The organism is Streptomyces armeniacus (genome assembly GCF_003355155.1).
Taxonomy (GTDB): Bacteria; Actinomycetota; Actinomycetes; order Streptomycetales; family Streptomycetaceae; genus Streptomyces; species Streptomyces armeniacus.
Genome location: NZ_CP031320.1, coordinates 957,827 through 978,880, shown reverse-complemented (window position 1 = coordinate 978,880; position 21,054 = coordinate 957,827). Strand labels below are relative to the sequence as shown.

Sequence of the window (21,054 nt, the reverse complement as noted above, 5' to 3'; positions counted from 1 at the left end):
CGCGAGCATAGTTCATTGTTACCTAAGCTCATAGTGACTTACGTCCTGCTACGCTACGGCCCATGCCCCCGCACCCGAACCCGCGCCCGCCTGCCCCGTCGCCCGCGCCGGCGCGCGCCTCCGCGCCGCGCGCCGAGGAGCCGGCCGGCGGCGAGAGCGCCGGGGATCTCGCCGACCAGTTGCTGTGGCTGACCCGCCGGCTGCACCACGCGCACAAGCGGAACCTGGCCCCGGTGGGCATCACGCCCGCGCAGTCGCGGCTGCTGCGCACGGTGGCACGGAGCGACGGGCCGCCCCGTATGGCCGACGTCGCCGAGCGGCTGGGCGTCGTACCGCGGGCCGTCACGACCCTCGTGGACGCATTGGAGGAGCGGCGCCTGGTGCGCCGCGTCCCCGACCCCGCGTCGCGCCGGGTGGTGCGGCTGGAGGTGACGGAGGAGGGGACGGCGGTGCTCAAGGAGCTGCGCAGCGCGCGCCGTTCGGCGGCGGAGGCGATCCTCGCGCCGCTCTCGCAGGAGCAGCGGACGGAGCTGAGCGGGCTGCTGGCCCTGCTCGGCGCGGAGCGCGGCCAGCGCTGAGGGCGGCCGACGCCGGCGCGACCGACGCTCAGGGCGGCACAAGCGGAAGCCCCGGCCCGCCACCCGGCAGTGCCGGGCGGAGGGCCGGAGCCCGCCTGTCACGCGCGGCGTGCCCGCCGCCGCCGTTACTCCTTCGCGTCCGCGTGCAGCGCGAGCGCGCCCTTGGCCGGCACCGTGGCCTCGACCTTGCCGTCGTCGCCGACCGTCACCGTGTTGCCCGCGCAGTCGCCGGGCGCGGCCTTGGCGACGTTGCAGTACGTGCCGCCGGGCAGCGAGGTGGTGAAGGCCTGCTGGAGGTCGCCGTCGCCCGCGTTGAGGGCGACGAAGCCGCGGTCGCCGCGGCTGAACGCGAGGGCGCTGCCCTCCGCCCACCAGTCGGTGAGTTCAGCGTCACCTACGGCGTTCCGGAATCCGACCATGCCGGTGATCTCGGGACGGGCGTGCATGTTGGTCCAGCCGTCGCCGCCGCTGGGCGGGCCCGCGTCCTTGTCCGACCACTCGTAGCCGGAGAAGACGTTGGGCGAGCCGTACGGGTGCGCGAGCATGAACGCGTTGGCGAGTGTGTGGAGTTCGCCGTCCTTGTACGTGAGCGTCGAACCGTTCCGCTCGGTGTCCCAGTTGTCCACGAACGTACGGGCCTTGCCGCTCTCCAGCTTGCCGTCCGCGATGTTCTGGAGGCCCGCGAGGTCGCCGCCCTGGAACGCGCTCTTGAGGTGGCTGCCGTAGCGGAACTCGTCGACGTCGCCGAGCCCGGTGTACTCCTCCGGCGTGACCGGCTCACCGCCGCCGTAGATGACCTCGGAGACCCAGAAGCCGGGGTCGGCCATCTTGCCCTTGATGGCCTCCATGTCGGCGGCGGACATGTGCTTGGCGGCGTCGATCCGGAATCCGTCGACGCCCATCTCGCGCAGGCTGTCGAGGTACGCGGCGATCTTCGTCTGCACGGCGTCGCTGCCGGTGTCGAGGTCGGCCAGGCCGACGAGTTCGCAGTTCTGCACCTCCTCGCGGTTGGTGTAGTCGGCGATGTCCTCGCGGCAGCCGTGGAAGTCGCCGTCCTGGTAGAGACCGGGGTAGTCGTACTTCGTGTACTGGGTGCCGCCGGTGCCGGTGCCCGAGCCCGCCGACATGTGGTTGACGACCGCGTCGGCGATCACCTTCACGCCGGCCTCGTGGCACGCGCTGACCATGCTCTTGAACGCCTCGGCGTCGCCGAGCCGGCCGGCGATCTTGTAGCTGACCGGCTGGTACGAGGTCCACCACTGGTCGCCCTCGATGTGCTCGGTGGCGGGCGAGACCTCGACGTAGCCGTAGCCCGCGGGGCCGAGCGAGTCGGTGCACGCCTTGCCCACCGTGGCGAACGGCGTCTCGAAGAGGGTGGCGGTGACGGTCTTCTCGCCCGGCGGCGTGGCCTGGGACTGCCACGGGGCGGCGGCGTACAGGCCGCCGGTGGCCAGCACTCCGGCCATCACTCCACCGAACAGACGTTTTCTCATCCTGCGGCTCCTTCGACGTGGGGGCACGGGGGTGCCTCCGAAGGCAGCCACGCGCCAGGCCACCGTGGGGGTATGCGGGGAGCCTGCCTTCGCGCCGTGAGCACGTCAAGATGCTGCGCAAGGTTTTCCATTCACTTGCTGCAAAGTTTTACGGGTGGACCAGCGCCTCGTTCACGGCCGCCAGGCCGCGTCACGCAGCAGGCGGAGGCCGTTGAGTCCGACGACGACGGTGGAGCCCTCGTGCCCCGCGACACCGAGCGGGAGCGGCAGATGACCCAGGAGGTCCCAGGCGACCAGCACGGTGATGAACGCGCCCGCGATGACCAGGTTCTGCACCACCAGCCGCCGCGCCCTGCGGGACAGACGGACGACGGCCGGGAGGGCGGCGAGTTCGTCGCGGACCACGACGGCGTCAGCAGTCTCCAGCGTGAGGTCGGAGCCGGCCCGGCCCATCGCCACGCCGGAGTCGGCGGCGGCCAGCGCGGGCGCGTCGTTGACGCCGTCCCCCACAGCGAGCACCGTACGGCCCGCGTCCTGCCACTCCCTGACCGCCGCCACCTTGTCCTGCGGCAGCAGCCCGGCCCGTACGTCGGTGATGCCCACCTCGGCGGCCAGCCGGCCGGCGGCACGTGCGTTGTCGCCCGTGAGCAACACGGGTGAGCGGCCGGTGAGTTCGGCCAGCGCCGCGACGGCCGCGGCGGCACCGGGCCGCAGCCGGTCGGACACGCCGAGCACGCCGACGGGCGCGCCGTCGCGCAGGACGGCCACGGCGGTACGGCCGGCGTCCTCCAACTCCCGTACGGCATCCCGTACACCGCCATCCGCGAGCGCGCCTCCGGGCGCGAGCAGCCGGGCCGGGGAGCCGACCCGGACGGTGTGCCCGGCGACGGTGGCCGAGACGCCGAGGCCGGGTGCGGAGGTGAAGCCGGCCGCGTCGGCGAGGGTGAGGCGGCGGGCGCGGGCCGCGTCGACCACCGCGCGCGCGAGGGGGTGTTCGCTGGGGTGCTCGGCGGCGGCGGCCAGTGCCAGCAGCGCGTCCTCGTCCAGCCCGTGGCCGGGCAGCGGGCGTACGTCGGTGACGTACGGGGCGCCCTCGGTCAGCGTGCCGGTCTTGTCCAGGGCGACGGCGTCGACACGGCCGAGGCGCTCCATCACGACGGCGGACTTGGCGAGGACGCCGTGCCGGCCGGCGTTCGCGATGGCCGACAGCAGCGGCGGCATCGTCGCCAGCACGACCGCGCAGGGCGAGGCCACGATCATGAAGGTCATCGCGCGCAGCAGCGCGGACCTCGGCTCGTCCCCGAAGGCGAGGGGGACCAGGAAGACCGCGAGGGTCGCGACGACCATGCCCAGCGAGTACCGCTGCTCGATCTTCTCGATGAACAGCTGCGTGGGCGCCTTCGTACGGGACGCCTCCTCGACCATCCGTACGATGCGGGCGATCACGGAGTCGCCCGGGTCGCGGCCGACCCGCACCCGGAGGGCGCCGGTGCCGTTGACCGTACCGGCGAACACCTCGTCCCCCGGCGCCTTGGCCGCGGGCAGCGGCTCGCCGGTGATGGTCGCCTGGTCGACCTCGCTCTCCCCGGCCAGGACCCGGCCGTCCGCGCCGATCCGCTCCCCGGGACGCACCAGGATCGTGTCGCCGGCGGCCAACTCCTCCGCGGCGACGGCCTCTTCGCCGCCGTCCGGGAGCAGCCGGGTGGCGGTCGCGGGGGCCAGGTCGAGCAGACCGCGCACGGAGTCGGCCGTACGGGCGGTGGCGACGGCCTCGAGCGCGCCGGAGGTGGCGAAGATGACGATGAGCAGGGCCCCGTCGAGGAACTGCCCGATGCCGGCGGCTCCGAGGGCGGCGGCCACCATCAGCAGGTCCACGTCCAGCGTCTTGTACCTGAGGGCCTTGAGGCCCTCCCGGCCGGGCTCCCAGCCGCCGGTGGCGTACGTCGCGGCGTACAGCGGCCCCCAGGTCCACGCGGGGGCGCCGAGCAGGTCGAGCGGGAAGGCGGCAAGGAACAGCACCAGCGCGGCCAGCGCCCAGCGGGCCTCGGGCAGCGCCAGGACGCGCGTACGGCGCGGCGCCGCCGCGGGGCGCGGGTCCGGCGCGACGGGCGCAGGCCGCTGGTCCAGGACTGAAGGCATGACGGAATGACCCTCCGCGGAAGGGGAACGGGCAGGACCCCACCGTACAGGAATATCTGAACAGGCCTTCATTTGTGGTCGGTATGATGGCCCCATGGGTCACGGAGTCGACACCGCCAGCAGCGTCACCACCCGCGAGCGCCTGGACGCCGTCGGCACCGCCGACGTCGCCGCCACCCTCCAGGCGCTCGCCACGCCCTCACGGCTGCGTATCCTCGCCCGCCTCCAGGAGGGCCCGTGCGCCGTGGGTGATCTCGCGACGGCCGTCGAGATGGAGGCCTCCGCCTGCTCCCACCAGCTACGGCTGCTGCGGAACCTCGGGCTCGTCACCGGCGAACGGCGGGGCCGCTCCATCGTCTACGCGCTCTACGACAACCACGTCGCGGAACTCCTCGACCAGGCCCTCTACCACGTCGAGCACTTGCGGATCGGCGTACGCGACGCGCCCGCCGCGCGCCGCGCGGCGACCACCGCCGAGTGACACGCGGCGGCCGGTACGGTCGGTGCGCCCTGGCGCGGGTGACACCGTCGAGTGAACCTTGAGCCCTCTCCGGAGCACTTTCCGGGCTCCAACGAGCCCGTTCGCGCGCTCACTTCGCCAGCGTCGCCCTGTCCCCCATCACCACGACCGGGTGCTGCGCCGGGTCGAGCGTGCGCAGCAGGTGCTCCATGCCGGACTTGGACAGGCTGACGCAGCCGGACGTACCGCTTCCGTGGTCCATGTGCAGCCAGATGCTGCCGCCCTTCGACTGGCCCTGGGGCCGCGTCGGGTCGAGCGGCGTCGTGCCCTTGACCCGGTTGTAGTCGATGGCGATGACCCGGTCGAAGTCGTGCCGGGTCGACTTGGGCCAGTACGTGGGCGGGGTGAAGGCCGAGGTGTGCGTGTACGGCAGCTTCGCGCCCGGGTCGGGCAGCACGCCGCCCGCGTCGGACAGCGTGAAGACGCCGACGGGGCTGCGCTTGTCTCCCTCGCGGTGCTGCGGCGTCCAGCCCTTCCTGCCGTTGTGCGCGGGCCAGCGCTGGTCACGCGACCAGCGTCCGTCCTCCTTGGAGTAGAGCTCGACGGTGGCGTCGGCGGAGTCCTTGCCCTTCCCGTACACCGCGACGACCTGCCGCGACGCGTCCGGGATCTTCGACTGCAGCCGGTCGCCGACGCCCGGGATACGGGTCGGATCGGCGGCCTTCCGGGACTCCTTCCCGGACGGCGCGGCCTTCGCTGCGGCCTTCGAACCCCCGCCGCCATCGCCCCCGCAGCCGGCCAGCAGCGCGGCCACCGCCACCGCTGTCGCCGCCAGTGCCGCCGTCGTCCTGCCACGCGCCCGCCCCGCACCGCTTGTCTCCATGCTCTTCATCGTCGCACTCCCCGCGGCGGAACGGCGGCCGGACGAAAACTGGTTGATATCCGGCCCTTCGGCTCGACAAGCTTGCTCCTCCCCCTCCCGCCGATACGCACTGGGACGTCATGCTGATCCGCGACCTTCCGTATGCCGACCCCGGTGTCCCCGATGTCCGCTCCGGCCGCCACTTCCTGCTCTGGCTCGGCCGCCGCCAGCTGCGCGGCCAGGCGAAGTCACTGGCCTGGGGCACGCTGCACATGGCCTCCGTCGCGAGCATCCCGATCGCCGTGGGGCTGGCCGTACAGGCCGTGGTGGACCGCTCCGGAGGAGGGCTCGCGCTCGCCGGCGCGCTGCTCGCGCTGCTCGGCCTCGGTGCGACCGTCGGCGACACCATGCTGCACCGCACGGCCGTCACCAACTGGATCACCGCGGCCGCGCGCGTCCAGCAGCTGCTGGCACGCCGTACGGCCGAGCTGGGCGCGACGCTGACCCAGCGGGTCGCCGCGGGCGAGGTGGTGGCGGTGTCCACGGGCGACATCGAGAAGATCGGCTGGTGCGTCGAGTCGGTGTCGCGGTTCAGCGCGGCACTGGTGGTCGCGCTCTCCGTCTGCGTGGGCCTCGTCGTGTACGAGCCCGAGCTCGGCCTGCTGGTCGCCGCCGGGCTGCTGCTCCTGATCGCGGTGGTGCTGCCGCTGCTGCCGCGCGCCACCCGGCGCGCGGACCTGCAACGGGAGAAGGCCGGCCGGGCCACCGAACTGGCCGCGGACACCGTGGCCGGCCTGCGCGTGCTGCGCGGCATCGGCGGCGAGGAGCTGTTCCTGCGCCGGTACCGGAGCGCGTCCCAGGAGGTGCGGCAGGCGGCGGTGCGTACGGCCAGGATGTGGGCGCTGATCGAGGCCGTACAGGTGGCGCTGCCCGGTCTGCTGCTGATCGCCGTCGTGTGGCACGGCACGGGGCTGGCGATGGACGGCCGCATCACGGTCGGTGAACTCACCACGGTGTACGGCGCGGTGACCTTCCTGCTGTTCCCGCTGCGGCTGGTGCAGGAGTTCGCGATGGCGTACTCGTTCTCCCGGCCGTCGGCCGCCCGCGCGGCCCGGGTGCTGGGGCTGCGCCGCTCGGGCGACGGCGCGGGCGTGGGCGACGGCGCGGGCGGCGGCGAGGCCCGCTCGCTGGAGAATCCGGCCGAGGGTGACCTGCACGACCCGGCCGGTGGGCTGCTGGCGCCCGCCGGGCGGCTGACGGCGGTGGTGTGCGGCGACCCGGACGAGGCGGGGCGGCTCGCGGCCCGGCTGGGCGGGCACGACCCGTCGGCCGAGGAGGACCCGGCCGAAGAGGAGGGGGAACGGCCCGACGCGCGGGAACGCGCCCTGCCCTCCGTGCTGCTGGGCGGCGTCCCCCTGGACGCGGTGCCGCTGGAGAAGGCGCGCGCCGCCGTACTCGTCCAGGACAAGGACCCGGTGCTCCTCTCCGGCACCCTCCGGGAGCTGCTCGACGTGCCCGGCTCCGGCCGCGTCTCGGCGAACGAGGCGCTGGCGGCGGCGCAGTGCGCCGACGTCCTGGACGCGCTGGCGCAGGGCACCCCCGGGCTGAACGGCGACCCGCTCGAGGCCCGGATCACCGAACGCGGCAGGTCGCTGTCGGGCGGGCAGCGGCAACGGCTCGCGCTGGCCCGCTCCCTCGTCACGGACCCGCCTGTGCTGGTGCTGGACGAGCCGACGAGCGCGGTCGATTCGCACACCGAGGCACGCATCGCGGGCGCCCTGCGCCGCGTACGCGCCGGGCGCACGACGGTCGTCCTGGCCTCCAGCCCACTGCTGCTGGACTGCGCGGACCAGGTCGTCCTCCTCCAGGACGGCAGGGTCACGGCCGCCGGCACGCACCGCGGACTGCTCCGCGACGACCCGCACTACCGCGCGGTCGTCACCCGTGAGACCGACGACGAACTCGCTGAAGGGACCACCCACGCATGATCGGCGTCGCTCCTCCCGACTACGACCCGGCCGCCCCGGAGTCCGCCACCACGCTGCCGGTCGGCTCGCCCGTGACGGTGCGGGCGTATGTGCGCGAGCTGATACGCCGCCACCGGCGGGCCTTCGGCGTGCTGATGGCGGTCAACGCGGTCGCGGTGACCGCCTCGATGGTCGGCCCGTATCTGCTGGGCACCGTCATCCAGGACCTCGCCGTGGGCGCGGACGACATTCCGCTGGGGCGCACCGTCGCGGTGTTCGCCGTCGCGCTTGCCGTGCAGACGTTCTTCGTGCGGCTGGTGCGGCTGCGGGGGGCGATGCTCGGCGAGCAGATGCTGGCGGACCTGCGCGAGGACTTCCTCGTACGGTCCGTGGGGCTGCCGCCGGGCGTACTGGAGCGCGCGGGCACCGGCGACCTGCTGTCCCGGATCACCACGGACATCGACCGGCTGGCGAACGCGATGCGGGAAGCCGTGCCGCAGCTGTCGATCGGCGTGGTGTGGGCGGCGCTGCTGCTCGGCGCGCTGGGGGTCACGGCGCCGCCGCTGGCGCTGGCGGTGCTGGTGGCGCTGCCTGTGCTGCTCATCGGCTGCCGCTGGTACTACCGGCGGGCCCCGAGCGCCTACCGCTCCGAGGCCGCGGGGTACGCCGCCGTCGCCGCCGCGCTCGCCGAGACCGTGGACGCGGGCCGGACGGTGGAGGCGCACGGGCTGGGCGCACGCCGTATCGCGCTCTCCGAGCAGCGCGTCCGCGAGTGGACGGCGTGGGAACGCTACACACTCTGGCTGCGCACCATCCTGTTCCCGACGGTCAACGTCAGCAACGTGCTGGTCCTCGGGTCCGTGCTGATCCTCGGCGGCGTGTTCGTGCTCCAGGACTGGATCACCGTCGGACAGCTGACCACGGGGGCGCTGCTGGCCCAGATGCTGTTCGAGCCGGTGGGGATGATCCTGCGCTGGTACGACGAGCTCCAGGTGGCGCAGGTCTCGCTGGCCCGGCTGGTGGGCGTGCGCGAGATAGAGCCGGACGCCGGGGAGCAGGCTCTGACGCCCGACGGCCGCGACGTACGCGCCGACCGGGTCCGCTTCGGCTACCACGAGGGCGCCGACGTGCTGCACCAGGTGTCGCTGGACGTGGCGCCCGGCACCCGGCTCGCCCTGGTCGGCCCCTCCGGCGCGGGCAAGTCGACGCTGGGACGGCTGCTGGCCGGGGTCTACGGGCCGCGCACGGGCGAAGTCACCCTCGGCGGCGCGGAGTTGTCCCGGATGCCCGCCGAACGGGTCCGTTCCCATGTGGCGCTGGTCAACCAGGAGCACCACGTCTTCGTCGGCTCGCTCCGCGACAACCTGCTGCTGGCGCGGACGAACGCGGACGACGGCGAACTGTGGGGCGCGCTCCGCGCGGTCGGCGCCGACAACTGGGCGGCGTCGCTGAGCGAGGGGCTGGACAGCGAGGTGGGGTCCGGCGGGCAGCAGGTCACCCCGGCGCAGGCACAGCAGATCGCGCTGGCCCGGCTGGTGCTGGCGGACCCCCACACGCTGGTCCTCGACGAGGCCACGTCGCTGCTGGACCCGCGCGCGGCACGGCACTTGGAACGCTCGCTTGCACAGGTGCTGGAGGGGCGCACGGTGGTCGCGATCGCCCACCGGCTGCACACGGCGCACGACGCGGACGTGATCGCGGTGGTCGAGGAGGGCCGGATCACCGAACTCGGCAGCCACGACGCGCTGGTGGGGAGCGATGGCGCGTACGCCGCGCTCTGGCGGTCCTGGCACAGCTGAACCGCGCCGGGTCAGATGACGTTGAGGGCGCTCAGCCCGCCCGCGCCGCCAAGCAGCATGAACAGCGGCATCAGGACCTTCACCTCGACCCAGGCGCCGGCCCGGAACCGCATGAACCGCGGCGTGCCCAGCGGATACCAGCGCTTCCCGGCTATCCGGATCGGCCACAGGATCGGGCAGCCGGATATCGTGAGCGCGTCCCCGATGCTGTGCACCAGCGCGCCCAGCACGATGGGCAGGCCGAGCCACAGGTACTCCTGGCCGTCCGCGTGGAACAGCCAGTCCGAACCGTTGCCCGGCTGGTCCAGCACGCCGGCCAGGATCCAGGCCGAGGCGGCACCGAGCAGCCAGACCAGCACATCGCTGGAAACCCGGGCCATCCGCCACAGAAGCCCTTCGACGGCCAGCACCACGTGGATGAACAGGATCGTGAGCACCGCCCAGCGGCCGCCCGCCACCGCGGCGGCCGAGAATCCGGCGCCGATCAGCACCGCCCAGACCCAGGTGTGGGTGAGGGTCCGGTGTCCGCCGGAGCGGCGGCGTTCGCCACTGGCGCGGGTGGCGTTGAACACGGTCTCGGAGAGCTTGTCGATCACTCCGCACAGCGCGCGGGACAGCGGCCCGAAGGCCCGGGATATCGTCGCCGACTTCTGGTCGAGGTCCGGCGCCAGGGCAGCGCCCGCGCAGATCAGCGCGCCGACGACGAGCACCGGCCAAGGCATGGGGTGGTCCAGCGCGTTGGCCGCCGCACCCGCCCCGAGCCAGGCTGCCGCCCCCGACAGCGAGTGTGCCGGTCCCATCATGTTCGATCCCCACCCCTGTGCCGTACGGCTCCTGCCGCAGGGCTGCGTCGTGTGCGTGCGCCGGCGTCCGGGCAGGCATGCACACTGCCGACCGGCCGGCGACACAGCGTAGCGTCCGGTGATCACCAACGTCCCACCGGTTCCCGGATTCGGACCGGGGAAGGGCAAGATGGGGTGTGTGACTGCCACCCTTATCGATCAGATGCCGCCCGAAGCCGACCCGGATGCCCTCTTCGAGACCTTCTCGAGCTGGGCGGAAGAGCGGGGCATCGCGCTGTATCCCGCTCAGGAGGAAGCGCTGATCGAGGTGGTCTCCGGGGCGAACGTCATCCTGTCCACCCCGACCGGTTCCGGTAAGAGTCTCGTCGCGGCGGGCGCGCACTTCGCGGCGCTCGCCCGGGACCAGGTCACCTTCTACACCGCACCGATCAAGGCGCTCGTCTCGGAGAAGTTCTTCGACCTGTGCAAGCTTTTCGGCACCGAGAACGTCGGCATGCTGACCGGCGACGCCTCGGTCAACGCCGACGCCCCCGTCATCTGCTGCACCGCCGAGGTGCTGGCGTCGATCGCGCTGCGGGACGGCGAGAACGCCGACATCGGCCAGGTCGTGATGGACGAGTTCCACTTCTACGCCGAGCCGGACCGCGGCTGGGCCTGGCAGATTCCGCTGCTGGAGCTGCCGCACGCCCAGTTCATCCTGATGTCGGCGACGCTGGGCGACGTCAGCAGGTTCGAGGCGGACCTGACCCGCCGGACGGGCCGGGACACCGCGGTCGTACGGTCGGCGAGCCGGCCGGTGCCCCTGTCCTACGAGTACCGCACGACCGGCCTCACCGAGACGCTGACCGAGCTGCTGGAGACGCACCAGTCGCCCGTCTACATCGTCCACTTCACGCAGGCACAGGCCGTGGAGCGGGCGCAGGCGCTGATGAGCATCAACATGTGCACGCGCGCCGAGAAGGACGAGATCGCGCAGCTGATCGGCAACTTCCGGTTCACCACCGGCTTCGGCCGCAACCTGTCGCGCTATGTGCGGCACGGCATCGGGGTGCACCACGCCGGGATGCTCCCGAAGTACCGGCGGCTCGTCGAACGGCTGGCGCAAGCCGGACTGCTGAAGGTCATCTGCGGCACCGACACGCTCGGCGTCGGCGTCAACGTGCCGATCCGCACCGTGCTGTTCACCGCCCTCACCAAATACGACGGCAACCGGGTGCGCACGCTGCGCGCCCGCGAGTTCCATCAGATCGCCGGGCGCGCGGGCCGGGCCGGCTACGACACGTCCGGCTTCGTCGTGGCCCAGGCGCCCGAGCACGTCGTGGAGAACGAGAAGGCGCTCGCGAAGGCCGGCGACGATCCCAAGAAGCGCCGCAAGGTCGTCCGCAAGAAGGCGCCGGAGGGCTTCGTCAACTGGGGCGAGCAGACCTTCGAGAAACTGATCGCGTCCGAACCCGAGCCGCTGAACTCCCGCTTCCGCGTCACCCACGCCATGCTGCTGGCCGTCATCGCCCGCCCCGGCGACCCGTTCCAGGCGATGCGGAAGCTGCTCGAGGACAACCACGAGGACAGGCGCTCCCAGCTCAGGCACATCCGGCGCGCCATCGCCATCTACCGCTCGCTGCTGGACGGCGGCGTCGTGGAACAGCTGGACGCCGACGACCCCGCCGCCGAGGGCGGCAAGCGCCGCATCCGGCTCACCGTCGACCTGCAGCAGGACTTCGCGCTCAACCAGCCGCTCTCCACCTTCGCGCTCGCCGCTTTCGAACTGCTGGATCCCGAATCGCCGTCCTACGCACTCGACATGGTCTCCGTCGTCGAGTCCACGCTGGACGATCCGCGCCAGATCCTCGCCGCCCAGATGAACAAGGCCAAGGGCGAGGCGGTCGCCGAGATGAAGGCGGACGGGATCGAGTACGAGGACCGGATGGAACGGCTGATGGACATCAGCTATCCGCAGCCGCTGGAGGAACTCCTCTTCCACGCATACGGCCTCTACCGCAAGTCCCACCCCTGGGTGGGCGACCACCCGCTCTCCCCCAAGTCCGTGATCCGCGACATGTACGAACGCGCCATGACCTTCGGCGAGTTCGTCTCCTTCTACGAGCTCGCCCGCACCGAGGGCATCGTGCTGCGCTACCTGGCCAGCGCGTACAAGGCGCTGCAGCACACCGTCCCGGACGACCTGAAGTCCGAGGACTTCCAGGACATCATCGAGTGGCTGGGCGAGATGGTCCGGCAGGTCGACTCGAGCCTGCTGGACGAGTGGGAGCAGCTGGCCAACCCGGCGGACGAGACGGCCGAGGAGGCCCAGGAGCGCGCCGACCAGGTGAAGCCGGTCACCTCCAACGCGCGGGCCTTCCGCGTACTGGTGCGGAACGCTATGTTCCGCCGGGTGGAACTGGCGGCGCTGGACAAGGTGGGCGAACTCGGCGAGCTGGACGGCGAGTCCGGCTGGGACGCGGACGCCTGGGGCGACGCCATGGACGCGTACTGGGACGAGTACGACGACCTGGGCACCGGCCCCGACGCGCGCGGCCCCCGGCTGCTGCAGATCGAGGAGGTCCCGGAGGACCGGCTGTGGCGGGTCCGCCAGACCTTCGCCGACCCCAACGGGGACCACGACTGGGGCATCTCCGCCGAGGTCGACCTCACGGCCTCCGACGAGGAGGCCCGCGCGGTCGTCAAGGTCACGGGAGTCGGCCAGCTGTGAGCACCGCCCGCACTCCCACCGGCGGCGCCCGCGGCTCCACGGTCCCCGGCATCCCCACCACCGGCGCCGTACAGGAACGGCTCCCCACGACCGCGAACCCCCATCCGGGGCCCGAGACAGAGAGGGTCCACCAGTGACCGCGCCCAGTCCCGCAGAACGGCTCGTCGATCTCCTCGGGCTGGAGCGGATCGACCACAACATCTTCCGCGGCCAGAGCCCGGACGAGTCCCTCCAGCGGGTCTTCGGCGGGCAGGTCGCCGGGCAGGCGCTGATCGCCGCCGGCCGCACCACGGACGGGGAGCGTCCGGTGCACTCCCTGCACGCGTACTTCCTGCGTCCGGGCAGGCCGGGCGTGCCCATCGTGTACCAGGTCGAACGGGTGCGGGACGGCCGTTCGTTCACCACGCGCCGGGTGGTCGCCGTCCAGCAGGGCCGCACGATCTTCAACCTCACCGCCTCCTTCCATCAGCCTGAGTCGGGCATCGAGCACCAGGTGCCGATGCCGCGGGTGCCGGATCCCGAGAGCCTGCCGAAGCTGGCCGACGAGATCCGCGAACATCTGGGGGCCCTGCCGGAGCGGCTCGAGCGCATGGCCCGCCGGCAGGCGTTCGACATCCGCTATGTGGAGCGGCTGCGCTGGGACGCCCGGGAGCTGACCGACGCGGAGCCGCGCAGCGGCGTCTGGATGCGGGCGATCGGCTCGCTCGGCGACGACCCGCTCGTCCACACCTGCGCCCTGACCTACGCCAGCGACATGACGCTGCTGGACGCCGTGCGCATCCCGGTCGAGCCGCTGTGGGGACGCCGAGGCTTCGACATGGCCTCGCTCGACCACGCCATGTGGTTCCACCGGCAGTTCCGCGCGGACGAGTGGTTCCTCTACCAGCAGGAGTCCCCCATCGCGACGGGCGCGCGCGGGCTGGCCCGCGGCCAGATCTACGACCGCGAGGGCAACCTGATCGTCTCCGTGATGCAGGAGGGCCTGTTCAGGAAACTGGACGGCTGACGGGACCGCGCCGCCCCGTGCCGGACGCGCGCGCCAGCAGCCGCCGCAGTCTCGTCGGCCGCCTGCCGGCGTCCACCGGCCCGACGACGGACCCCGGCTCGGGATGGCTCTCCGCGGAGCCGCCCGCCGGCGCGTCCGCACGGCCGCCGGCGCCGCTCTCTGCCACCGGCCGCGGACGCGCCTCCCCCGCCTCGTCCTGCCTCCGGGCCTCCTCGAGATCCGCGGCGAGCAGCAGCCGGTGCCGCAGCACCTCGTCGTCGTCGAACGCCGTGCTGAGCTCCTTCACCGCCTCGCACATCGCCGCCGACTCCGAGCGCACCGAGACGAGCTCCGGCCGCAGCGCGGCGAGCCGCGCGCGCTCCACCGGATCCGGCACGGCCTCCGCCAGGACGTCCTCGTCCAGCACCGCGGCGCGTGCCGCCGCGCGCTCCCACGGACTCGTGGCCTGGCCCGCCAGCTGCGTGACCCGCCGGGCGCGCCAGTCCCGCGGCCGGCGGTCGGCGCCGCCGTCCACCGCGGTCCGCAGCGCCGGCGGCAGCTGCCCGGTGAGCAGCTCCGGCCGGCGCTCGCCGAACCGGCGCAGCTCGCTCGCGAGATAGAGCCAGACCACCGCGCGATACCTGTTCATGTGGAAGCGCACCGGGGTGAAGCACCCGGCCCGTGCGAGCCGCCCGAAGCGGCCGGTGGTGATCTCCAGCAGCGCCGCGCCTTCCACCGTGGTCACCACCCGCAGCCGCTCGCGCAGGCCGCCCGGAAAGTCCTCGGCCTTCTTCAGCGCGTCGAGCGCCGCACGCGGCACCCGGCGTCCCCAGCCCTCCGGCCCGGGGACCGTGGGCACCTCCCCGAGCTGCATGCCCAGCTCGAACTCCCGGGGCCGCAGCCCCAGCTCCCTCGCCGCCCGGCCCGGCACAACGGTCTCGGACATGTCGATCATCTCCCCCGCCACTAGTCGTCACTCTCTGTAACGACCATAGCGCGTGCCGGAGAATCCCGCCGAGCCTGTGGATAACTCCACTCAGCCGCTGGTCAGAGCCGTCAAGGAAGGTTCCGTGTGCCCACCCCGAGATGTTCGCCGACCCGGTTGACCAGCAGCGTCATCTCGTACGCAATCTGGCCGATGTCGGCGTCCCCGCCCGCGAGCACGCACAGACAGCTGCCGTCCCCGGCAGCTGTCACGAACAGCACGCCCTCGTCGAACTCGATCATCGTCTGCCGTACCCGACCCGACGCGAAGTGCTCACCCGAGCCCTTCGCCAGGCTGTGCAGCCCGGAGGCGACCGCGGCCAGATGCTCCGCATCCGACCGGTCGAGCTCCTGGTTCTTCGCCGTCACCAGCCCGTCGTTGGAGAGCACCAAGGCATGCCGAATGAACGATATGCGCTGCGTGAGATCGTCCAGCAACCAGTCGAGACCCGTATTGAGTGCCATTCCCCGCTCCCCCTTCACCGTGGCAGCCGCCGTGCCACCCTTACCCACGACGGCACCGCGGGCAACCTCCAGCGCGCACACCCTCGTTCACCGGTTCTCCGCGCCGGCCGCACAGGCGGTGCTCTGTCGCGGCGCGGGATCCGGAGTTAAAGTGCCCCGACACTTGACCGAGAGGGGGCTGCGTGGCCGCCGACGAGGACGATGCGCTCTATGTGCTGACGGCCGTCCTGCTGACGCCCGCCCAGTTTCCCAGCGTGCTCGGGGACGACTACCCCGAGGCGTGCGAAGTGCTCGGCCTGGAACCGTACGCGGAAGGCTACGGGCTGGTGTTCGGACAGGACGGCGACGGTGCCCGCTGGACCGTGGCCACCGACGACGTGACGCTGGTGGCCTGCGCCATCGCCGCGTGGGACTGCGGCATGGAGTACGACCTCTCGCCGGACGACCGTACGGTGGCGGCGGCGCTGCCCGGATGGCCGCTGGCCCTGGCGGTGGCCGCTCCCGACGTGCCCCCGCCGCACGATCCGGAACCCGATGCGGAAGCCGGGGACGAGTGGATCGTCCTCACCCCGCCGGCCACCGAGGTGTGGGGGGCGGCACAGCGCCGGATGGGCGCGGACGAGATCGCCGCCCAGTGGTCCGCGTGGCGTGCCCAGGTCGACGGCGACGGTGTGACCTTCGCCGAGCCGGGCGGCGGGCAGGACGGCGAGCAGCCGGAAAGCCCCGTGCAGCGGGTGCTGCGGGAGGTGGCCGGGTATCTGGACGATCCGCCCCCACCCGGCCGGATCCGTTCGTCGTTCGCCGCGGGCGACGCGCGCATCCTGCGCGCCGACGGTCCGGGCTGGAGCATGGTGGCCCGCACGGACGACATCGCGTTCCTGCTGCTGGACGAAGAGCCGGGCGAGGTGACACCCGTCGGCCGCGGCCCCGAACTGCCGGGGCTGCTGCGGGCGCTCGACGGCATGGCGGCCCGGCCCGCCAGCTGAGCGCTGCCGCTCCCCGGCCGCCCGCCGTGTACCTCGGCCGCCGTCTGCCTCGGCCGCGGGCCCGTGCTAGCGGCCCAGCTCCTTCCGGCTCACCCGGCGCAGCCTCGCGCGCTGAGAGGGGTCGAGCGTCAGATAGGCGACCGCGGGAACGCCGACGATCACCAGGATCGCGATCCAGAACGACGTCAGCCACCACAGGAGCAGGCCCACGGCCACGCCCCCCACAGCGACCTTTCCTCTGTTGGTCATCTCCATGCCTCCTCCGCGGCGACGGCTGCCACCGCTCTCTCCATTGAACGCCTTTCGTGCGGAACGCGTTCCTTACGGGCATCGCGGGATTGTTTCGGCCTGCGCCCGCGGGTGAGGTACCCTCGGCCGCTCCGTTCACTAGTCAAATTTGAGGAACGATTCAGCGACGTGGTCCCGTTTCCTTCACCGCCTGCCCAGATCGCCGAGCTCTCAGACTGTGCCGCCGTATTCCTTCCCGCCGATCCGCCACGGCTCGGGCGGGTCGCTTTCTGGCGTCCGGACGGCACCCCGCCCGTGTCACCCGTGTCCGGTGAGACTTCCGAAGAGCTGACCGTGGCCCTCCCCGACGGCGCCGGTGAAATCCGCGTCCGTACGGTGCCCGCGTACGTGCTGCCCGTACGGGACGCGCTGCCCGTCCTCACGCGCGCACGCGCCGCCGGAGCGCGCGGCGGCGCGTGCCCGGACGGTACGCAGGGCCCGCACGGGGCCACCGCCTTCTGGGGCGCCGCCGCGCTCCTGTCGCTCCAACTCGCCGCACGCGGGCGGCTGCTGCCCGGCCTCAGCAGCGGCGCGAACGACGCCTGGCGGCTCGGGCCGCTCGGCCCCGACGACGTGGCGCGGCTGCGCGACCTCGCCGCCGCGATGCCGCCATACGCGCACGCCGTGCCCCTGCCGGACACCTCCCCGCCGCGGCTGCCGGACCCGGAGCGGCTCGTACGGGCGTTCCTGGACGCCGTCGCCGACGGCCTCCCGCGCAGTCCCGCCGCGCAACTGGCCGCGGGTGCGCCCGCGTTCGCGGCCGAGCCCGCACAGCACCTGCCGGAGCTGCGGAGCTGGGCGGACGATGTCGCCGCCGGGCACGACGCGGGCGTACGGCTGTCCCTGCGGGTCGAGGTCAACGGGCTGGACGACGCCGGTACGGCCGCGGCGCAGGCAGGCGGCTCCGCCGGCGCCCGTTTCCGCGCCGTGCTCCAGCTGCACAGCGTGACCGACCCGGCGCTGGTCGCCGACGCCGCGGAGGTGTGGTCCGGGGGTTCGCCCGTCGCGGCGGGTTTCGGCCCGCGTGCCCGTACGGACGCGCTGCTGACGCTGCGCCGGGCGGCCTCCGCCTGGGAGCCGCTGCGGCCGCTGCTGTCCGCGGCCGTACCGGACTCCGTCGAGCTGGCGGACGAGGAGATCACCGAACTGCTGGGCGCGGCGGTCAACCAGGCCTTGGACGCCGCCGGCATCCAGGTCCACTGGCCGAAGGAGCTGGCGCGGAAGCTCACCGCGCGCGCGGTGGTCGGCCCCGGCGCGCAGGGAGCCGATTCCGGGCCGCGGGGTGCGAACGACAGGGGGCAGCACACGGGACAGCACGCGCAGGGGGCCGCTCCGGGCAGTGCTGCCTCTGGCGCGCCCTCGTCGCTCTCCGCCGCCGCGCTGCTCGGCTTCAGCTGGCGCTTCGCCATCGGCGACCAGCAGCTCACCCGGGAGGAGCTGGACCGGCTGGCCGAGGCGGGCCGCCCGCTCGTACGGCTCCGCGACCAGTGGGTGCTCGTCGATCCGGAAGCCGTACGCCGCGCGCGCGAGCGCCGGGACCGGCAGGTCGGCACGGTCGAAGCGATCGGTTCGGTGCTCGCCGGCAGTACGGAGGACGACGGCGACCGGCTCGAGGTGACGGCGACCGGCTGGCTGGAGACGCTGCGCGAGCGCCTGGCCGACCCGGAGCGCACGGACCGCGATCCGGCGCCCGTGCCGCAGCCTCCGGCGCTGACCGCGACCCTGCGCGACTACCAGCTGCGCGGGCTCAACTGGCTGCACCGCATGACCTCCCTCGGCCTCGGCGGCTGCCTGGCCGACGACATGGGCCTGGGCAAGACCATCACTCTCATCGCACTCCATCTGCACCGGCAGCAGGACCCGGAGACGGCGGGTCCGACGCTCGTCGTCTGCCCGGCCTCCCTGATGGGCAACTGGCAGCGGGAGATCGAGAAGTTCGCGCCGGGCACGCCCGTACGCCGCTTCCACGGCTCCGGGCGCAGCCTGGAAGGGCTCGCCGACGGGGAGTTCGTGCTCACCACCTACGGGACGATGCGGCTGGACGCGGAGCGGCTCGCACAACTCTCCGGCCCGCCGGGCGGATCGGAGACCCCCGACGATGACGGCGCACCAGGCCGGTCCGAGTCCCCCGCCGTCTGGGGTCTGCTCGTCGCCGACGAGGCTCAGCACGTCAAGAACCCGTTCTCCACCACCGCCCGGCAGCTGCGTACGATCTCCGCCCGCGCGCGCGTCGCGCTCACCGGCACTCCGGTGGAGAACAACCTGTCCGAGCTGTGGGCGATTCTCGACTGGACCACCCCCGGACTGCTGGGCAGGCTCGGCGCGTTCCGCCGGGACCACGCCGCCGCGGTCGAGGGCGGCGGCGACCCGGCCGCGACCGAGCGGCTGACGCGGCTGGTGCGCCCGTTCCTGCTGCGCCGCCGCAAGTCCGATCCGGGCATCGCGCCGGAGCTGCCGGCGAAGACCGAGACGGACCGTGCCGTGGCGCTCACCAAGGAGCAGGCCGGGCTGTACGAGGCGGTGGTGCGCGAGTCGCTCGCGGACATCGCCGGCACCGACGGCTTCGCCCGGCGCGGTCTGGTGGTCAAGCTGTTCACGGCGCTGAAGCAGATCTGCAACCACCCCGCGCAGTACCTCAAGGAGACGGACGCGGCGCTGCAGGGCCGTTCCGGGAAGCTGGAGCTGCTGGACGAACTCCTGGACACGCTCCTCGCCGAGGACTCCAGCGTGCTGGTCTTCACGCAGTACGTGCAGCTGGCGCGGCTGCTGGAACGGCACCTCGCCGACCGCGGCGTGGCCACACAGTGCCTGCACGGAGGTACGCCCGTCGCACGCCGGGAGGAGATGGTGCGGCGGTTCCAGGACGGCGAGGTGCCGGTGTTCCTGCTGTCGCTGAAGGCCGCGGGCACCGGCCTCAATCTCACCCGCGCCGAGCACGTGGTGCACTTCGACCGCTGGTGGAATCCGGCGGTCGAGGCGCAGGCCACCGACCGCGCGTACCGCATCGGGCAGACGCGTGCCGTACAGGTGCACCGGCTGATCACGGAGGGGACGATCGAGGACCGGATCGCCGAGATGCTGGCACGCAAACAGGCGCTGGCCGACGCCGTGCTGGGCACGGGCGAGGCGGCGTTCACGGAGCTGTCCGACACCGAGCTGGCCGAGCTCGTCGAGCTGAGGGGGACCGACAGGTGAGCACCACCCCGTCGAACGACGAAGAGCGCGTCTTCGACGCCCTTCCGCCCGCGCAGGGTCGCGGTTTCGCGAGCACCTGGTGGGGCCAGACGTGGCTGAAGGCGCTGGAGGACACGGCGCTCGACGCCGAACAGCTCCGCAAGGGCCGCCGGTACGCGCGGCAGGGTGCGGTCGGTGCCGTGTCCGTACGTCCCGGCCGCATCACCGCCGTCGTACGGGACCGGGACGGCAGTCCGCACCGCGCGGACGTGCTGCTGCAGCAGCTCGGCGAGGACGACTGGGACCGGCTGCTGGACGTCGTCGCCGGCGAGGCGGGGCACCTGGCGGCACTGCTGGACCGGGACATGCCGCCCCGGCTGGTCGAGGACGCGGCGGACGCGGGCGTCGAACTCCTCCCGCGCATCGGCGACCTGGAACCCGAGTGCAGCTGCGACGCCTGGGACCACTGCCTGCACACCGCCGCCCTCTGCTATCAGCTGGCCAGGCTGCTGGACCAGGACCCGTTCGTCCTGCTGCTGATGCGCGGCCGGAGCGAACGGGCCTTGCTGGACGAGCTGCAGCTGCGCAGCGCGGCGCGCGCCGCGCAGGAGTCCGCCGCGGCCGGCGGGTCGGAGGGGGCGGCTCCGGCGGAGGCGCGGGACGAGGGTGTCGCGGCGGACGAGGCGTTCGCGCTGGGCGCCGTCCTGCCGCCGCTGCCGCCCCCTCCGCCGCCGGTCGCCGCGCCGGGCGGCCCGCCGGCGCTGGACGGCGGCACGGCTCCGCCCGCGGCGGCCGGACTGGACGTGGCGGCGCTGGAGTTCCTCGCCGCGGCGGCGGCCGTACGGGCGCACCGCGCGCTGGCCGACGCGCTCGGGCCCGGGCACGCCGGGAGCATGCCGGCGGCGCCGCTCGGCGCGGCACAGGACGTTGTACGGCTGGCCGCCGCCCGGCCCGCGCCGCGGATCGCCGCGCGGCTGGCGGCGGGCGGCGGGCGTACGGCGGTGGAGCTGGAAGCGGCCGTACGCGCCTGGGAGTTCGGCGGCGCGCCGGCGCTCGCCGTCCTGGAGGAGGCGTGGACGCCCGAACGCGACGCCCTGGCGCGCGTCCGGGGACAGCTCGCCGCGGTCTGGCCGGACGAGGAGTCCCGGCCGCCGCTGCGCGCCGAGCGGAACCGGTGGACCCTCGTGGACTCCGCCGCCCAGCTGCGGTACGCGCGGGACGGCCGCTGGTGGCCGTACCGCAAGGAGCGCGGCAGGTGGTGGCCCGCGGGCCCTGCGGAGCCGGACCCCGCGGCGGCGCTCGCCGCGCTGCTCACCGGCGGCTGACGCGACGGGGCGCCGTACTGGCGGGTTCCGCTGCCG

17 protein-coding genes are annotated in these 21,054 nt (G+C 73.3%); 10 read left to right on the top strand and 7 right to left on the bottom strand.

Annotated elements, in window-relative coordinates; genetic code table 11:
- Positions 1 to 62: 62 nt before the first annotated feature.
- The gene (locus tag DVA86_RS04165; protein ID WP_208875890.1) at positions 63 to 578 is read left to right on the top strand and encodes a MarR family winged helix-turn-helix transcriptional regulator; all 516 of its coding nucleotides are present in this window, start codon (positions 63 to 65) and stop codon (positions 576 to 578) included.
- 125 nt (positions 579 to 703) lie between these two features.
- Here DVA86_RS04165 and DVA86_RS04160 read toward each other — a convergent pair whose 3' ends face one another.
- On the bottom strand, positions 704 to 2,071 hold the full coding sequence (locus DVA86_RS04160; protein WP_208875888.1) for an alpha-amylase: 1,368 nt from the start codon (positions 2,069 to 2,071) through the stop codon (positions 704 to 706).
- A 171-nt stretch (positions 2,072 to 2,242) separates the two neighbouring features.
- Complete coding sequence (locus DVA86_RS04155; RefSeq protein WP_208875886.1) at positions 2,243 to 4,210, bottom strand: heavy metal translocating P-type ATPase; 1,968 nt, start codon at positions 4,208 to 4,210, stop codon at positions 2,243 to 2,245.
- A 94-nt stretch (positions 4,211 to 4,304) separates the two neighbouring features.
- On the opposite strand from DVA86_RS04155, the gene DVA86_RS04150 reads away from it, so the two are divergent.
- Entirely contained in the window at positions 4,305 to 4,691 is a 387-nt protein-coding gene (locus DVA86_RS04150; protein ID WP_208875884.1) for an ArsR/SmtB family transcription factor, read from the top strand.
- A gap of 109 nt (positions 4,692 to 4,800) precedes the next feature.
- On the opposite strand, the gene DVA86_RS04145 is transcribed toward DVA86_RS04150, so the two are convergent.
- Complete coding sequence (locus tag DVA86_RS04145; RefSeq protein WP_245996338.1) at positions 4,801 to 5,553, bottom strand: L,D-transpeptidase family protein; 753 nt, start codon at positions 5,551 to 5,553, stop codon at positions 4,801 to 4,803.
- Positions 5,554 to 5,672: 119 nt separating this feature from the next.
- Between DVA86_RS04145 and DVA86_RS04140 the strand changes: the two genes are divergently transcribed.
- Positions 5,673 to 7,520 (top strand): ABC transporter transmembrane domain-containing protein, encoded by a 1,848-nt coding sequence (locus DVA86_RS04140; protein WP_208875881.1) that lies wholly within the window; start codon positions 5,673 to 5,675, stop codon positions 7,518 to 7,520.
- Entirely contained in the window at positions 7,517 to 9,298 is a 1,782-nt protein-coding gene (locus DVA86_RS04135; protein ID WP_208875879.1) for an ABC transporter ATP-binding protein, read from the top strand. Before DVA86_RS04140 ends, DVA86_RS04135 begins: the two co-directional genes overlap by 4 nt.
- A gap of 11 nt (positions 9,299 to 9,309) precedes the next feature.
- On the opposite strand, the gene DVA86_RS04130 is transcribed toward DVA86_RS04135, so the two are convergent.
- Positions 9,310 to 10,101, bottom strand: coding sequence for a metal-dependent hydrolase (locus tag DVA86_RS04130; protein WP_208875877.1), 792 nt, complete (start codon positions 10,099 to 10,101; stop codon positions 9,310 to 9,312).
- Positions 10,102 to 10,270: 169 nt separating this feature from the next.
- Here DVA86_RS04130 and DVA86_RS04125 point away from each other — a divergent pair, with 169 nt between their 5' ends.
- From DVA86_RS04125 to DVA86_RS04115, 3 genes are read left to right on the top strand one after another with little or no spacing between them, the layout of a single operon-like run.
- Positions 10,271 to 12,811, top strand: a complete 2,541-nt coding sequence (locus DVA86_RS04125; protein WP_208875876.1) for a DEAD/DEAH box helicase — start codon at positions 10,271 to 10,273, stop codon at positions 12,809 to 12,811.
- Positions 12,808 to 12,948 carry a hypothetical protein gene (locus DVA86_RS04120; protein WP_208875875.1) on the top strand — a complete coding sequence of 47 codons (141 nt, stop codon included), beginning with the start codon at positions 12,808 to 12,810 and terminating at the stop codon, positions 12,946 to 12,948. Before DVA86_RS04125 ends, DVA86_RS04120 begins: the two co-directional genes overlap by 4 nt.
- The gene (locus DVA86_RS04115; RefSeq protein WP_208875873.1) at positions 12,945 to 13,817 is read left to right on the top strand and encodes an acyl-CoA thioesterase; all 873 of its coding nucleotides are present in this window, start codon (positions 12,945 to 12,947) and stop codon (positions 13,815 to 13,817) included. The genes DVA86_RS04120 and DVA86_RS04115 overlap by 4 nt, the downstream gene beginning before the upstream one ends.
- On the opposite strand, the gene DVA86_RS04110 is transcribed toward DVA86_RS04115, so the two are convergent.
- Together DVA86_RS04110 and DVA86_RS04105 are read right to left on the bottom strand one after the other, a co-directional pair.
- Positions 13,798 to 14,742, bottom strand: a complete 945-nt coding sequence (locus tag DVA86_RS04110; protein WP_208875872.1) for a DUF6397 family protein — start codon at positions 14,740 to 14,742, stop codon at positions 13,798 to 13,800. The genes DVA86_RS04115 and DVA86_RS04110 overlap by 20 nt on opposite strands.
- Before the next feature lie 110 nt (positions 14,743 to 14,852).
- A complete protein-coding gene (locus DVA86_RS04105; RefSeq protein ID WP_208875871.1) occupies positions 14,853 to 15,245 on the bottom strand; it encodes a roadblock/LC7 domain-containing protein in 393 nt (130 codons plus the stop codon).
- 182 nt (positions 15,246 to 15,427) lie between these two features.
- Between DVA86_RS04105 and DVA86_RS04100 the strand changes: the two genes are divergently transcribed.
- On the top strand, positions 15,428 to 16,231 hold the full coding sequence (locus tag DVA86_RS04100) for a hypothetical protein (RefSeq protein WP_208875870.1): 804 nt from the start codon (positions 15,428 to 15,430) through the stop codon (positions 16,229 to 16,231).
- 66 nt (positions 16,232 to 16,297) lie between these two features.
- On the opposite strand, the gene DVA86_RS04095 is transcribed toward DVA86_RS04100, so the two are convergent.
- The gene (locus tag DVA86_RS04095) at positions 16,298 to 16,480 is read right to left on the bottom strand and encodes a hypothetical protein (protein ID WP_208875868.1); all 183 of its coding nucleotides are present in this window, start codon (positions 16,478 to 16,480) and stop codon (positions 16,298 to 16,300) included.
- 168 nt (positions 16,481 to 16,648) lie between these two features.
- Here DVA86_RS04095 and DVA86_RS04090 point away from each other — a divergent pair, with 168 nt between their 5' ends.
- Together DVA86_RS04090 and DVA86_RS04085 are read left to right on the top strand one after the other, a co-directional pair.
- The gene (locus tag DVA86_RS04090) at positions 16,649 to 19,714 is read left to right on the top strand and encodes a DEAD/DEAH box helicase (RefSeq protein ID WP_208875866.1); all 3,066 of its coding nucleotides are present in this window, start codon (positions 16,649 to 16,651) and stop codon (positions 19,712 to 19,714) included.
- On the top strand, positions 19,711 to 21,018 hold the full coding sequence (locus DVA86_RS04085; protein ID WP_208875865.1) for an SWIM zinc finger family protein: 1,308 nt from the start codon (positions 19,711 to 19,713) through the stop codon (positions 21,016 to 21,018). The genes DVA86_RS04090 and DVA86_RS04085 overlap by 4 nt, the downstream gene beginning before the upstream one ends.
- Positions 21,019 to 21,054: the final 36 nt, after the last annotated feature.

Coding starts and splice junctions, on each gene's coding strand:
- DVA86_RS04165 (WP_208875890.1), top strand. CDS start 63: ATGCCCCCGCACCCGAACCCGCGCCCGCCTGCCCCGTCGCCCGCGCCG.
- DVA86_RS04130 (WP_208875877.1), bottom strand. CDS start 10,101: ATGATGGGACCGGCACACTCGCTGTCGGGGGCGGCAGCCTGGCTCGGG.
- DVA86_RS04155 (WP_208875886.1), bottom strand. CDS start 4,210: ATGCCTTCAGTCCTGGACCAGCGGCCTGCGCCCGTCGCGCCGGACCCG.
- DVA86_RS04125 (WP_208875876.1), top strand. CDS start 10,271: ATGGGGTGTGTGACTGCCACCCTTATCGATCAGATGCCGCCCGAAGCC.
- DVA86_RS04150 (WP_208875884.1), top strand. CDS start 4,305: ATGGGTCACGGAGTCGACACCGCCAGCAGCGTCACCACCCGCGAGCGC.
- DVA86_RS04140 (WP_208875881.1), top strand. CDS start 5,673: ATGCTGATCCGCGACCTTCCGTATGCCGACCCCGGTGTCCCCGATGTC.
- DVA86_RS04105 (WP_208875871.1), bottom strand. CDS start 15,245: ATGGCACTCAATACGGGTCTCGACTGGTTGCTGGACGATCTCACGCAG.
- DVA86_RS04145 (WP_245996338.1), bottom strand. CDS start 5,553: ATGGAGACAAGCGGTGCGGGGCGGGCGCGTGGCAGGACGACGGCGGCA.
- DVA86_RS04135 (WP_208875879.1), top strand. CDS start 7,517: ATGATCGGCGTCGCTCCTCCCGACTACGACCCGGCCGCCCCGGAGTCC.
- DVA86_RS04095 (WP_208875868.1), bottom strand. CDS start 16,480: ATGACCAACAGAGGAAAGGTCGCTGTGGGGGGCGTGGCCGTGGGCCTG.
- DVA86_RS04160 (WP_208875888.1), bottom strand. CDS start 2,071: ATGAGAAAACGTCTGTTCGGTGGAGTGATGGCCGGAGTGCTGGCCACC.
- DVA86_RS04110 (WP_208875872.1), bottom strand. CDS start 14,742: ATGTCCGAGACCGTTGTGCCGGGCCGGGCGGCGAGGGAGCTGGGGCTG.